The organism is Lutaonella thermophila (assembly GCF_055387725.1).
The window spans coordinates 1678224-1692342 of record NZ_AP043783.1 but is presented as its reverse complement, the minus strand read 5'-3'; the positions used below and the strand labels follow the sequence as shown (position 1 = coordinate 1692342).

Annotated in this window: 12 protein-coding genes and 1 other RNA gene; 7 read left to right on the top strand and 6 right to left on the bottom strand. The window is 33.6% G+C overall.

What is annotated here, in order from left to right:
* Positions 1 to 1113 (bottom strand): DUF2911 domain-containing protein, encoded by a 1113-nt coding sequence (locus ACZ5CF_RS07965; RefSeq protein WP_464578717.1) that lies wholly within the window; start codon positions 1111 to 1113, stop codon positions 1 to 3.
* A 252-nt stretch (positions 1114 to 1365) separates the two neighbouring features.
* On the opposite strand from ACZ5CF_RS07965, the gene pheT reads away from it, so the two are divergent.
* Positions 1366 to 3792, top strand: a complete 2427-nt coding sequence (gene pheT, locus ACZ5CF_RS07960) for a phenylalanine--tRNA ligase subunit beta (RefSeq protein WP_464578715.1) — start codon at positions 1366 to 1368, stop codon at positions 3790 to 3792.
* 111 nt (positions 3793 to 3903) lie between these two features.
* The gene (locus tag ACZ5CF_RS07955; RefSeq protein WP_464578714.1) at positions 3904 to 4587 is read left to right on the top strand and encodes a hypothetical protein; all 684 of its coding nucleotides are present in this window, start codon (positions 3904 to 3906) and stop codon (positions 4585 to 4587) included.
* Here the strand turns inward: ACZ5CF_RS07955 and ACZ5CF_RS07950 are convergent, their stop codons facing one another.
* Positions 4588 to 6213 carry an ABC-F family ATP-binding cassette domain-containing protein gene (locus tag ACZ5CF_RS07950; protein ID WP_464578713.1) on the bottom strand — a complete coding sequence of 542 codons (1626 nt, stop codon included), beginning with the start codon at positions 6211 to 6213 and terminating at the stop codon, positions 4588 to 4590. It abuts the gene before it with no gap.
* Positions 6214 to 6390: 177 nt separating this feature from the next.
* Here ACZ5CF_RS07950 and ACZ5CF_RS07945 point away from each other — a divergent pair, with 177 nt between their 5' ends.
* Together ACZ5CF_RS07945 and ACZ5CF_RS07940 are read left to right on the top strand one after the other, a co-directional pair.
* Entirely contained in the window at positions 6391 to 7788 is a 1398-nt protein-coding gene (locus ACZ5CF_RS07945) for a transaldolase (protein WP_464578711.1), read from the top strand.
* A 230-nt stretch (positions 7789 to 8018) separates the two neighbouring features.
* The gene (locus tag ACZ5CF_RS07940; RefSeq protein ID WP_464578710.1) at positions 8019 to 8735 is read left to right on the top strand and encodes a leucine-rich repeat domain-containing protein; all 717 of its coding nucleotides are present in this window, start codon (positions 8019 to 8021) and stop codon (positions 8733 to 8735) included.
* Positions 8736 to 8823: 88 nt separating this feature from the next.
* On the opposite strand, the gene fsa is transcribed toward ACZ5CF_RS07940, so the two are convergent.
* The 3 genes from fsa to ffs form a co-directional block, all read right to left on the bottom strand.
* Entirely contained in the window at positions 8824 to 9480 is a 657-nt protein-coding gene (gene fsa / locus ACZ5CF_RS07935) for a fructose-6-phosphate aldolase (protein ID WP_464578709.1), read from the bottom strand.
* A 45-nt stretch (positions 9481 to 9525) separates the two neighbouring features.
* Positions 9526 to 10332 (bottom strand): SDR family oxidoreductase, encoded by an 807-nt coding sequence (locus tag ACZ5CF_RS07930; protein ID WP_464578708.1) that lies wholly within the window; start codon positions 10330 to 10332, stop codon positions 9526 to 9528.
* A 73-nt stretch (positions 10333 to 10405) separates the two neighbouring features.
* Positions 10406 to 10504: signal recognition particle sRNA small type (gene ffs, locus ACZ5CF_RS07925), an RNA gene on the bottom strand.
* Positions 10505 to 10593: 89 nt separating this feature from the next.
* On the opposite strand from ffs, the gene ACZ5CF_RS07920 reads away from it, so the two are divergent.
* From ACZ5CF_RS07920 to ACZ5CF_RS07910, 3 genes are read left to right on the top strand one after another with little or no spacing between them, the layout of a single operon-like run.
* Entirely contained in the window at positions 10594 to 11640 is a 1047-nt protein-coding gene (locus ACZ5CF_RS07920) for a glutaminyl-peptide cyclotransferase (protein WP_464578707.1), read from the top strand.
* On the top strand, positions 11637 to 12026 hold the full coding sequence (locus ACZ5CF_RS07915) for an acyl-CoA thioesterase (RefSeq protein WP_464578706.1): 390 nt from the start codon (positions 11637 to 11639) through the stop codon (positions 12024 to 12026). The genes ACZ5CF_RS07920 and ACZ5CF_RS07915 overlap by 4 nt, the downstream gene beginning before the upstream one ends.
* A 39-nt stretch (positions 12027 to 12065) precedes the next feature.
* On the top strand, positions 12066 to 13601 hold the full coding sequence (locus ACZ5CF_RS07910) for a right-handed parallel beta-helix repeat-containing protein (RefSeq protein WP_464578704.1): 1536 nt from the start codon (positions 12066 to 12068) through the stop codon (positions 13599 to 13601).
* Positions 13602 to 13645: 44 nt separating this feature from the next.
* On the opposite strand, the gene ACZ5CF_RS07905 is transcribed toward ACZ5CF_RS07910, so the two are convergent.
* Complete coding sequence (locus ACZ5CF_RS07905; RefSeq protein ID WP_464578703.1) at positions 13646 to 14041, bottom strand: hypothetical protein; 396 nt, start codon at positions 14039 to 14041, stop codon at positions 13646 to 13648.
* Positions 14042 to 14119: the final 78 nt, after the last annotated feature.

The window sequence follows — 14119 nt, the reverse complement described above, 5'->3', positions numbered from 1 at the left end:
TTAATTTATATCAATTCCTTTTTCTAATTTGGCTAAGTTAGCCACTATAGCATCTTGATTTAGCTTATCTGGTGCTCTTTTGTGAGCTATTTTTAAATGTTTTAAAGCTTTTTTATAGTCTCCTTTAGCCGAGTATCCTCTTGCCAATCCGTAATCTACCGGCCATGTGTTTTTATACTTGTTGGCATTGTCTTTAAAAACTTGCATTGCTTTTTCTTTTTTACCCGATGCAATTAGCTGTCTTCCGTATTGGTGCGCCTCAAAAACTGTAGCAATATCTACCGCCTCTGTCATAATAGCCTCTGCTGCTTCGGGCTTATTCATTGCATTCATAATTTGGGCTTTTAGTTGTAAGTTGGCAAATGTTTTTTGGCTAAAAAACTGCCCGGCAATAGCTGCATCAACCCAAGCTAATGCCTCATCTAAATCTCCTCCGTTAGCTAGAGAGTATTGTGCTGCTTGTTCCCAGTTTTGCCTTGTAAAGCCCGGAGAATCCTTCAATTTGGCTCTAATATCTTGTAAAACAATATTGGTTACAGGAACTTCTACTGTAAAAGGAAATGCCATTTTTTCCCACTCTAAAGCAGCAGTTGCAGTTGTGGGTGTTACATCAGTAAATTCAAATGTAAGCATTTCTTTGTGTGGTATTGCTTTTGTTTTAATAGCTACCCGAGCTACATCTTGCTCAGGGTTATAAAAGTAACTCCCCCATGATTTTGCGTCTTCAGATAAAATTAATGTTGCCTTTTCTGAATCATGAACTAATAAATGTAAACCATAAGTTCCGGCTTTTACCTTCTTACCTCCTAAAGTTACATCATGACTAAATGTAATTGTTGTGTTTTCGTTAGCTCCGGCACGCCATGGAGATTCTTTAGCTGTACCAAAGCCTAAATTATTCATTCCGTAGGGTACAAGCTTACCCCATATTTCTCTGTTATTAACTTTAGGTCTAGAATAAACAATGGTAATGTCTGTTATACCTACTCGCTGTGATACTTTAGCCATTTGGCTACCTCTTGGCAAGTTTAATTGAGCGCTCATAATAAAGGTTCCTATAAAAAAAGAACCTACACATAAGCCCATTACGGCTTTAGAGAAAAAATGTCTCATAATATTCTGAATTAGATTGTTAGTACTTTTACAAGGTAATGGCAAATAAAAAGAGGTGGTGTTACAGCTGTGTTAATTTTATGCTCCTTTATGTTAAATAACAGCTGATATTCAGCATATTAATCATAAAAAACATAAAACAAGCTAATAATAGCGCTTTCTTGCCTTAATAAAATAAACATTAATACTACTAATATTTGTAAGCATGTAGCTTTACGCTATCTTTGCACCTTGTAAAAATTTCATCTTTTTATGAAAATATCATACAACTGGCTTAAACAGTTTTTAAAGTTAGATTGGGAGGCACAAAAAACAGCTGCATTATTAACAGACTTAGGTTTAGAGGTAGAAGGAATAGAATCATTCCAATCGGTTAAAGGTGGTTTAGAAGGTGTAGTAGTTGGACATGTTTTAGAATGCGAGCAACACCCAAATGCCGATAAATTAAAGCTTACTAAGGTAGATATTGGCAATGGTACTGTTGTACAAATAGTTTGTGGAGCTCCAAATGTTGCAAAAGGACAAAAAGTGCCTGTAGCCACTATTGGAACTACTTTATACGATGCAGAGGGTAAATCGTTTAAAATTAAAAAAGGGAAAATTAGAGGTGAAGAAAGTCATGGTATGATATGTGCCGAAGACGAACTTGGTTTGGGCGAAAGTCATGACGGAATAATGGTGTTAGACGACAGCTTGATTCCTGGTACTCCATGCTCTGAAGTATTTAAAATAGAAAACGATACGGTTTTTGAAATAGGACTTACTCCTAACAGAGCAGATGCTATGAGCCACTTTGGTGTGGCAAGAGATTTAAGAGCCGGACTTTTACAGCAAGAAATAAACTTAGAGCTTATAACTCCTTCTGTTAGCAACTTTTTAGTTGATGAGCGCACGTTACGTATAGATGTAGATGTTGTTAACAATAATTTAGCCCCCAGATATTGTGGTTTAACTATATCTGGTGTTAAAGTAGCTCCTTCTCCAGCTTGGCTTCAAAACAGGTTAAAAGCTATTGGGCTAACCCCAAAAAATAATGTGGTAGATATTACAAATTATGTAATGCACGAGCTTGGGCAGCCTTTACACGCTTTTGATGCCCATAAAATTAGTGGCAATAAAATAGTTGTAAAAACATTACCGGCCGGCACTAAGTTTACAACATTAGATGAGGTAGAAAGAACACTCCATGAAGAAGATTTAATGATTTGTGACCAAGAAAAACCACTTTGTATTGCCGGTGTATTTGGTGGTGTAAACTCTGGGGTTACAGAAAACACAACAGCTATTTTCTTAGAAAGCGCCTATTTTGATCCGGTTTCTGTTAGGAAAACAGCTAAACGACACGGATTAAGTACAGACGCATCATTTAGATTTGAAAGAGGTATAGATATTACCAAAGTAGAATACGCATTACAGCGTGCAGCCTTGCTAATAAAAGAGGTAGCCGGAGGTAAAATTACCAGCGAGTTAATAGACGTTTATCCAAAAAAGTTTGATGATTTTCAGGTGTTTTTAACCTTCGATAAGGTTAACAAACTTATCGGGCAAGAAATTCCGAGAGAAACCATAAAATCTATTTTAACCTCGCTGGAAATTAAAATTAACAACGTTACAGAAAGTGGTATCGGACTAACAATACCGTCATACCGTGTAGATGTACAACGCGAAGCTGATGTTATTGAAGAAATTTTACGCGTGTATGGTTATAATAAAATTCAAGTAACCAGTAAACTCAATGCCTCTATTGCACAAACATCTGCTGTAGAAGATTACAAACTTCAAAATATTATTGGAAACCAACTTACAGCTCAAGGATTTTTTGAAATCATGAGCAATAGTTTAACTACATCATCATACACAGAGCTTACACAAACCATAAACAGCAGCAATACCGTTGCAGTACTTAATCCGTTAAGTAATGATTTAGCGGTTATGCGCCAAACAATGCTTTTTAATGGTTTAGAAGCTATTGCACATAATATTAACAGAAAGCGTAGTAATTTAAAATTATACGAATTTGGCAAAACCTATCAAACAAGTGATAATGCTTACCAAGAAAGTAAACATCTTGCGCTTTTTGTAACCGGAAATAAAGCCGAAGAAAATTGGTTAAATAAGCCTAAAACAAGCGATTTCTTTTATGTTAAAGGTATTTTAACTGCAATTTTTGAGCGTTTAGGTATTAGTAATTTTAAAACGGTACCGTTATCTAATGATATGTTTTCTGAAGGTATATCGCTAACATTTAATAATACCGTTTTTGCTTCGTTTGGAGTGGTTAAAAAAGCTTTACTAAAGCCATTCGATATTAAACAGCAAGTGCTTTATGCTGATATTAATTGGGATGCTGTTTTAGCATATAAAAACTTAAATACTATTTCATTTAAAGAGTTGCCTAAATTTCCTGAAGTTAGAAGAGATTTGGCTTTACTTGTTGATGATTCTGTAACATTTGAAACTATTTATAATCTGGCATTTAAAACCGAAAAGAAACTCCTAACTAATGTTAACCTATTTGATGTTTACCAAGGAGAAAACTTGCCGGAGGGTAAAAAAAGTTATGCCGTTAGTTTTACTTTTTTAGATGAAAAGAAAACCTTAACAGATAAGCAGGTTGATAAAATAATGAAAAAGCTTGTAGATAACTTTACGGCAGAGTTTAATGCTACCTTACGATAACCTTTATTTACATACAATACATAAAAAAGCTGCCATTGGGCAGCTTTTTTATTATAGTTAATTAAATAGTAATTTATTAATTTTATAAAGGGTATTATTTAAATAGGCAAAATGTGGAATCAAGCTACAAATATTAAACATCAGCTAAATAAAAAAAGAGGCGGTTTGTATAGCTTAGCAACTGTATTAAGTTCTTGTGGTATAGCTATGCAAAGTCCAAAAACCACCCTAACTCTAGACAATAATTTAGATATAAATAAATTAGCCCCTGAAAACATTTATCATATAAACGATATTAAAAAAATATGTATAGATTTTAGGCTCAGGTTTTTAGATGCGCGTTACTTTAAAGCTCCAATTCCCCAAAAAACACAATTAAAAATTAAAGCGTTAGAGCAACTACACCACACCAAGATAACCAATTATAAAATTGTAGCACCTGCAAAAATGCTACAATTAGAAGATCCGGACGATCCTGTTTTGTTTGCCTCGTTAGGTAATGATTATTATTACTTTATAGACAAATGGGGTAATGATTTGCATTGGTTTAGAAAGTGGCTCGTATTACCCGTAAAAACTCCTGTACACTTGTTGGTTTTTACCCTTTTACTCAGTGCACTACTTACCTATGTTTTTCCAATGAAATTGTTTACTAAATCTGTAGAATTTAGCAATTATATCATCTTATTCTTATTTAAGTTTAAGATGATAATAAGTCTATTTGTTTTTTACGGAGCCGCTTTTGGTAAAAACTTTAACAATGTAGTATGGAACAGCCGTTTCTCTAAAAATTAACTAAACTGTTACAGCGTACATCTTGTTACGTAACTCTTTAATAGCCGGATCGCTCATGTAATCATCAAAAGTCAAATACCTGTCTATTAATCCGTTAGGTGTTAGCTCTACAATTCTGTTTGCAACAGTCTGAGCAAATTCATGATCGTGTGTTGTAAATAGCACCGTACCTTTAAAGTTTTTAAGAGAGTTGTTAAAAGCAGTAATACTCTCTAAGTCTAAGTGGTTTGTAGGTTCATCTAACATTAACACATTGGCTCTAAGCATCATCATTCTACTTAGCATACAACGTACTTTTTCACCTCCAGAAAGCACGTTGCATTTTTTTAGTGCCTCTTCTCCACTAAAAAGCATTTTTCCTAAAAATCCACGTATATAAACTTCTTCACGCTCTTCGTCTGTTTTTGCCCATTGACGAAGCCAATCAACTAAAGAAAGGTCACTTTCAAAAAATGCAGAATTATCTACCGGTAAATATGATTGTATGGTTGTAACACCCCACTGGTAGTTTCCGGTATCTGGCTTTTGGTTGCCATTAATAATTTCGTAAAATGCAGTAGTTGCTCTGGAGTCTCTAGATAAAACTGCAACCTTATCTCCTTTTGCTAAGTTTAAATTTACGTTTTTAAATAAAACTTCACCTTCTAAAGAAGCCGACAAGTTATCTATGTTTAATATTTGATCGCCCGCTTCGCGTTCTTGCTCAAAAATAATAGCAGGATAACGACGGCTAGATGGCTTAATGTCTTCTACCTTAAGCTTTTCTAGCATTTTCTTTCTTGAGGTTGCCTGTTTAGATTTTGCAACATTTGCACTAAAACGCTGAATAAACTCTTGGAGTTCTTTAGCTTTTTCTTCGGCCTTTTTATTTTGTTGAGCTCGCTGTCTTGCTGCAAGCTGGCTGCTCTCATACCAGAAAGTATAGTTACCGGTGTAATGCGTTATTTTACCAAAATCTATGTCAGATATATGCGTACAAACAGCATCTAAAAAGTGACGGTCGTGCGAAACTACAATTACCGTATTTTCATAATTGGCCAAAAAGTTTTCAAGCCACGCAATTGTATCAAAGTCAAGATCGTTAGTAGGCTCATCCATTATAAGCACATCAGGATTTCCAAATAACGCTTGTGCTAATAGAACTCTTACTTTAAGCTTACCATCTAAATCTGCCATTTGCGTGTAATGCAAATCTTCAGCAATACCTAAATTAGAAAGTAAAGCTGCTGCATCACTCTCAGCATTCCAACCATTCATTTCTTCAAATTTAACCTGCAGCTCTCCTATTTTCTCAGCATTTTCATCAGTGTAATCTGCATATAACGCATCTATCTCTTGCTTAATTTTATACAGGGGTTTATTCCCCATAATAACAGTTTCTAATACAGTGTAATCATCATATTTAAAGTGATCTTGCTCTAAAACCGACATGCGTTTGCCGGGCTCTAAATGAACATGACCAGATGTAGGCTCTATCTCTCCGGCTAAAACCTTTAAAAATGTAGATTTTCCGGCACCGTTGGCTCCAATAATACCATAGCAATTACCTTGCGTAAAGGTAACATTTACCTCATCAAACAATACTCTTTTACCAAATTGTACCGATAAATTAGAAACTGATAGCATGCTTTTTAAAATTAAATCTTTATAATTGTGCGCAAAAGTAACAAATTAACCGCTAATTAGCAGCACTCACTTAACGTTTTAAAAACTATTTTTAACGCCCTATTAACACTATAAAACATGGGGCTTTGTTAGTTTTGTTAAAAACGCTTTGGTGTTTTTTATTTTTAACAAGATTATATGAAGCATATTTTAATAGTTTTTGCTTTACTTTTTATTGGTTGCCAGACAAAATCCTCAGATACTTCTAAAACATATTTTGGAGGGGAAATTATTAACCCTAATGATAACTATGTTGTACTTTACAAAGAAGAAACCGTTGTTGATTCTGCTAAACTCGATGAAAATAACAGGTTTTTAATTGTTTTAGATAACCCGGAAGAAGGGCTTTACTATTTTACGCATAAACCAGAAGAGCAATATGTTTATTTAGAAAAAGGAGACAGCCTTCTGATGCGCTTAAATACTCTTGAATTTGATGAGTCTTTAATTTTCTCCGGAAGAGGTGCTGAGATTAATAATTTTTTAATTGAAATGTTCTTGGTTAATGAAGATGAAGAACGCTTGGTTTACGACTATTATAAATTAGAGCCCAATATATTTAGCCTAAAAATAGATTCTTTAAAAGCCATGAAACAAGAGCAGCTTAACGAGCTCTTAGGTATGGTAGAATTAAGTAATAAAGCCGAAGAAATTGCAAGAGCCAGCATAGATTATGTTTCTTATTACCACAGAGAAACATATCCTTACATGCACAAAAAATGGGTAAAAGACTTTGACTATAATACTATTCCGGAAGATTTTTTTGCTCACAGAGAAAACATCTCTTTAAATAACGAAAACCTAAGTTATTTTACGCCTTACTTTAAATACTCTATACTATATTTTAACAACCTATCGTATACAGATTGCAAAAAGCGTTGTAAGCGCGATGTTCCAAAAAAGTTGCGTTCACTACATTTTCATGAACACAAGCTACATTTAATAGATAGTCTTGTTACAAATCAAACCTTACGTTATATTTTGTTTAGAAATGCAGCATATAGCTACTTGTTTGATGATCATGAGCCAGAAAACAACAAACGTTTTATAAATACCTTTAAAACGCTTTCTAAAGATAAAAGGCATAACAAAGAGGTTTATGTTCTTTACAAAGACATACAAAATTTACAACCCGGAAAAAGGCTTCCGGATTTACCTTTGTTTACTGCAGATAGCCAAACAACTACAATAAACAATATTCATAACAACAAAACGGTGTACTATTTCTGGTCTGTAAGCCAAAAAAATCATATGAAAAAAATGTTTAAAAAGGCTGCTAAAATGCAAAAACAATTTCCGGAGTATCGTTTTGTTGGAATTAACTTTACCGATGCTCACGACAGATGGGTGCAAACACTTAAAGAATTTAATCAAAACCCGGATTATCACTTAAGAGGTGTAGATTCTATTAGGAAAGCACTGGTTTTCCATAAGCTAAACCAGGCTATTATTTTAGATGAAAACGGAACAATTGTAGATGCCTTTGCCGATTTTCATTCTAAATATTTACCAGAAAAACTTAACCCCAAAAAGTAGTTTTAGATAAAATTTCATGATTTTTTAGTTTTTAGACTACGTTTTAAATATTTTACTTACAATCACTCTTACGCCTTTGTTTTTCTCATACCATCGATTAAATACACTTTTTTAGTGTCCAGTTCATCGATGTTAAGTTACAATTCAACGTGCATTTCGTCGAAAAAATTTGCCCTTTATCCCTTTTATTCGCACCTTTGGTATACCAAATCGAGTAAAAACCTTTAGTTATGAACAAGTTAACCTACATTTTCGTCGCTTTCTTTCTTACTTTCTCCCTTTCGGCTCAAGTTTCTGAGCAAGAAAAGCAAGCTCTTATAGATTTATATAAAGCTACCAATGGTGACCAGTGGAGAAATTCTTGGAATCTTGACGAAGATGTTGCTAAGTGGCATGGGGTTACTGTTCATCAAAACAAAGTAGTTAGCATTAAATTAATGTTTAACAACTTACAAGGGTCTTTACCGGCTTCTATTGGTAACTTAACTCATTTAAGAAGATTAGAACTTTCTTTTAACCAATTACAAGGTACTATTCCTGCAGAAATTGGTAACCTTAAACAATTACGTGTATTATCGTTTAACGCTAATAACTTAGAAGGTGAGCTTCCGGCTACTATTACTGAACTTAAAAACTTAAAAGAATTACACTTAAGCAGCAACAAGCTTACCGGAAGTCTGCCTGAAGAACTTACACAGTTAAGCAAGCTTACGGTGTTAAATGTTTTTGATAACAATTTCTCTGGCGATATCCCTGAGCATATTAACCAATTTAAAAACTTAAAGCAGCTATTAGTAGCAGAAAACAACTTTAACTACTACAAAGCTTTCTTTTTAGAAGGTATGGCTGAGCAAGGCGTTGCTATGGATATTGAGTTCACTATTACTAAAAAATACGACGGGTTAGCTTCTACTGTAAAAGAAGATGACGAAGACGAAGATGAGTAAGAGAGTAACCTACATAATTTTGCCTAAATAAAAAATCCGCAAGAGTTAATAATTCTTGCGGATTTTTTGATTTCTGTTTATAGAAATTTTAGTTGTTTCCTTTTTTATAATCGGCTAAAAACTTCTCTAAACCTATATCTGTTAACGGATGCTTTAATAAGCCCATTATAGACGATAAAGGTCCGGTCATTACATCAGCACCAATTCTTGCACACTCAATCACGTGCATTGTATGCCTAACAGAAGCAGCTAAAATTTGAGTATCAAAAGCATAATTGTCGTAAACCTGACGAATATCTGCAATTAAATTAAGTCCGTCTGTAGAAATATCATCTAATCTACCAATAAAAGGAGATACATAAGTTGCTCCTGCCTTGGCAGCAAGTAATGCCTGACCTACAGAAAAAACCAACGTGCAATTAGTTTTAATTCCTTTATCGCTAAAGTATTTAATTGCCTTTACGCCATCTTTAATCATAGGAACTTTAACAACAATTTGCTCGTGCAAATCCGCCAGTTCTTCACCTTCTTTAATAATTCCTTCGAAATCTGTAGCGATAACCTCTGCAGAAACATCACCATCTACAATATTGCAAATATCTACATAGTGCTTTAAAATATTGTTTTTGCCGGTAATGCCCTCTTTTGCCATTAGTGATGGGTTTGTGGTTACACCATCTAAAACACCTAAGGATTGAGCCTCTTTTATTTGCTCTAAATTGGCTGTGTCTATAAAAAATTTCATTGTTTGGTACTTATAATTTAGTTGTGTTTAAAATTTGCAGCAAAACTACAATTTATAATGATTTATTAAGAGCTTTTCGTAAACTTTATCAGGTAAAATAGCTTTTAATACAACAGAAAACTTTTCCATAAAAGCCCCTACTTTGTAGTGCAATTTGGGGTTGGTCGTATTGATTATTTTATGCACTTTTTTGGCTACTAAAATTGGATTTGCTCCTTTAGTAACATCTGCATCTATAAGTTTTAACGTGTTTGCATACGGTTTTTTATAAGCAGAGTGCTCATAAACCGGAGTATGATACCTGCCTGCAGCTATATTAGTGGCAAAATCTCCCGGAGCAACATTGGTTACTTTAACATTAAAATCTTTAGTTTCTATACTCAACGCTTCTGTTACCAACTCTAAAGCCCCTTTTGTGGCAGAATAAATTCCTCGGTACGGCAATCCCATGTACCCGGCTATTGATGAAATATTAATTATAAGTCCGTTGTTCTGCTTACGCATTACAGGTAAAACCGCTTTAATTAAGTTTATTGGCCCGTATAAATTAGTTTTAAAAGCTTTCTCTACTTCTTCTATCGGGGTTTCTTCTATCGGGCCGGTAATACCCACTCCTGCATTATTAACCAAAACATCTACTCTGCCTTGCTCTGCTACTACTTTAGCAACAGCTTTCTCTATAGTTTCCGGCTTAGTAACATCTAATTCCAATAAATTAAAAGATACTTTTCCTTGTACCTTCCTTGGGTCTCTGCTTGTTCCGTAAACTATAAAATTTTTACTTGAAAGGTATTCGCATATAGTTTTACCAATGCCTGACGAACCTCCGGTCACTAAAACAACTTTTTGCATACTATTTTTGATTGCGAGTTGATACAAATAAACATAAAAAAGTGCAGAAATTTAGGTAAAAAGAAGGCATAAAAAAAGGCAAGCTACCTACATCGCACCGCTACAACCACATACCCTTGCTGCGTTCCCGCCCTGGGGGATTCTGCAGGAGCTGGTCGTGTAGGACTTGCCGGGTGCAAAGATACCATATTTTTAACTTTTTGCAATTGTTTTACTATCTTAAATTTATTAAATACCTTGGTAAACCTAATTACTTAAAGCATGATAAAAAATAACATCCTAATATTCAGTTTTTTATTGATTCTTTTAGGTGCTTGCAACGGAACAAAAAAAAGTTCTGTTTCTAAGTTTTCTATTGTTACAGCTAATAAAAAGAGTAAATTTAAATACGGAGAAACTGTTTCAGTAAGCATACAAAACTCTAAAAGTGTAGTTATAGATTCTGTTGTTTTTTCTATTAACAACAAATCTTTATCATACAAAAACAATCAAATACAATTAGAAGGCGTTAAGCTTGGACATCAGGTTTTAAAAGCTACTGTTTATCACAACAGAACATCTGAAGTTACCACAAAAAAAATTACGGTTTTAGCCAACAAAGCTCCTGTTATTTACACCTATATAATTGTTAACGAGTATCCGCATGATATGAATGCTTATACCCAAGGGCTTGAGTTTTACAACGACACACTTTACGAAAGTACCGGTAGGAATGGTTTCTCTAGCTTACGAAAAGTAGATTATAAAACCGGGAAAGTGCTTAAGAAAATAGATTTAGACAGGGCTTACTTTGGTGAAGGAATAACTATTTTAAACAACAAAATTTATCAGCTTACCTGGCTCAAAAAAATAGGCTTTATTTACGATGTGAGCACCTTTAAACAAATAGACACTTTTAACTATAATAAAAGTAAAGAGGGTTGGGGTTTATGTAATGATGGAAAGGTACTTTACAAAAGTGATGGAACAGAGAAAATTTGGATTTTAAATCCTGAAACACTTCAAGAAGAAGATTACATACAAACGGTTACCAACTCTTCTGTTTTTAACAGAGCTAATGAGTTAGAATACGTTAATGGTAAAATTTATGCCAACGTGTATCAGAAAGAAAGCATGATGATTATAGATGCCAAAACTGGTGCTATAGAGGGTGTTGTTAATTTTTCCGGGTTAAGAAATAAAGTTACGCAACATGACAATTTAGATGTTTTAAATGGTGTAGCTTACAATAGTAAAACCAATACCTTTTTTGTAACCGGCAAAAACTGGGATAAACTTTTTGAAGTAACTATAGTCCCTAAACAATGAAAAAACACCAAAAAATAATATTGGTAACCCAAACGCATTTAGATGAACTTAATCACGTTAATAATGTTCAATCTGTGCAATGGGTTCAAGATGTTGCTAAAGAACACTGGCAACAACTTGCTACACCTAATTTACAAGAACAATATTTCTGGGTAGTGTTAAATCATAATATTAACTACAAAAACCAAGCATTTTTAAATGATGAAGTTTTAATTGAAACCTACGTGCAAGAAAGTAAAGGGGTTACCTCTGTAAGAGTAGTGAATATGTATAATACAAAAACAAAAGTAATACTTGTTACTGCTAAAACCATATGGTGTTTACTTAACAAAAACACAAAAAAGCCGGCGCGAATCCCTGAAGAAATAATCACTTTGTTTCATTAATAAATAACACAACCTTAAAATTTTACATACATTTATGCTATGGTTAAACAGCTGCTTTTTTTTGTGTTAAGTGGTTTCTTTTTAATGCTTGCATCATGCAATAACGAGCTTACATTTACAGTAAGTACTCAGCCTCTCTCCTTCTCTAAAGATACTGTGTATTTAGATACCGTTTTTACAAATATTGGCTCAAGCACTTATACACTAAAAGTATACAACAACACGTCTAAAGATATTTATATACCATCTATTACACTCCAAAATGGAGAGCAATCTTATTACAGGCTTAATGTAGATGGCCTAACCGGCAAATCGTTCTCCAATGTAGAATTATTAGCTAAAGACAGTTTGTATATTTTTATTGAAACTACCATAGATATAGCTCAACTAACCTCTACTGAAACTCAATTTTTATATACCGATGCACTACAATTTAATCATACATCATTACAGCAAACAATACCACTAATTACATTAGTAAAAGATGCTGTTTTTTTATATCCGGAAAAATTTTCGGATGGCACAACAGAAACCATCACTTTAACTGCCGGAAGCCAATCAGAAGTTATTAACGGCTTTTATTTAACAGATAGCGAGCTTACTTTTACAAATTCTAAGCCCTATGTAATTTACGGTTATGCTGCAGTACCGGAAGGTAAAACATTAACTATTGAAGCCGGTGCAAGAATTCATTTTCATGAAAACTCGGGCATATTGGTTGGTAAAGATGCATCTTTACAGGTTAATGGTGCTTTAAGTACAGATTTAAATACCCTTGAAAACGAAGTTATTTTTGAAGGAGATAGATTAGAGCCCGGTTTTACCTCTATTCCCGGTCAGTGGGGAACCATTTGGCTCTCTCCAGAAAGTAAAAACAATACTATTAACTACACAACAATAAAAAACGCAACAGTAGGTTTGTTAGTTGAAAGCAGTGTAGTTAGCAATATGCAAAATCTTACGATTACCAATTCGCAAATTTACAATAGTGCAATTGCAGGTATTTGGAGTAAAGCAGCCACAATTACAGCCCAAAATACAGTAATTGGAAATAGCGGACAAGTAAATGTTTATTGTAGTGCCGGAGGTAACTATGAGTTTACACATTGTACCATAGCAAATTACTGGCAAAATGGTTTTAGAGACACGCCCGCCTTATTAGTAACAAACTATTTAACACTAAGCGACAATAGCGTTATAACAGGTGATCTTAATGCTGCTTTTACAAATTGTATTATATACGGCAACAATTCTCAAGAATTTTATTTAGATGCTATCCCGGAGCAATCTTTTAATTTTAGCTTTACCAATAACTTAATTAAGTTTGAACAAAACGGGGATACAAATAATAGTTTATTAGATTTCACCCTTTCAAACTACAGTAATAATATTTTTAATGAATTACCAGGTTTTAAAAACCCTCAAGAAAATAATTTTATTATTGGTAATAGTTCTGCAGCAATAAACAAAGCGCTTTTAGAAGCAGCTCAACAAGTTCCTGAAGATATTTTGGGTAACAACAGAACTTCAGCTCCAGATATTGGAGCTTACCAGCACAAAGATGAAGATTTTTAAATTATTAAATGCTGTTTTGTTAATTACCCACAAACCATAAAAAACTACTTAAAATATTCGCTTAATAGGGCTACTAAATTATTTTTTTTATTTTTTACTTTTTCTATAGATAATAACATTTTTAATATTTCATTCTCTATATATAATTTATATAGCGGGTTTTTTGAAAGTCTTTGTTGTCTTAATTTTAGCTCAGTTATTAACTCTTCGTCTGATAATGAACTACTTTTTTTTGTGGTATTTATGTTATTGTTAATATCTTGATTTTCTTTTTCTAAGCCCAATACTTCAGACAACTCTCTTTTTTGTAGTTCAGATAATGATTTTCTGTGCACAGCCTTATGTATAGCTTGCTCTTTCATTCCAATTATCTTGCCTAACTCCCTGTACCCAAGCTTTTTATCTGCTTTCTTTAACAATAATTTATCGTAAAAATCCATATTACTTTTCTAGTAAAACTTATCATCAATAAAAATAAGATTTTTCGAGTTTTAAACAAAAAGGCATAAAAAAATCCC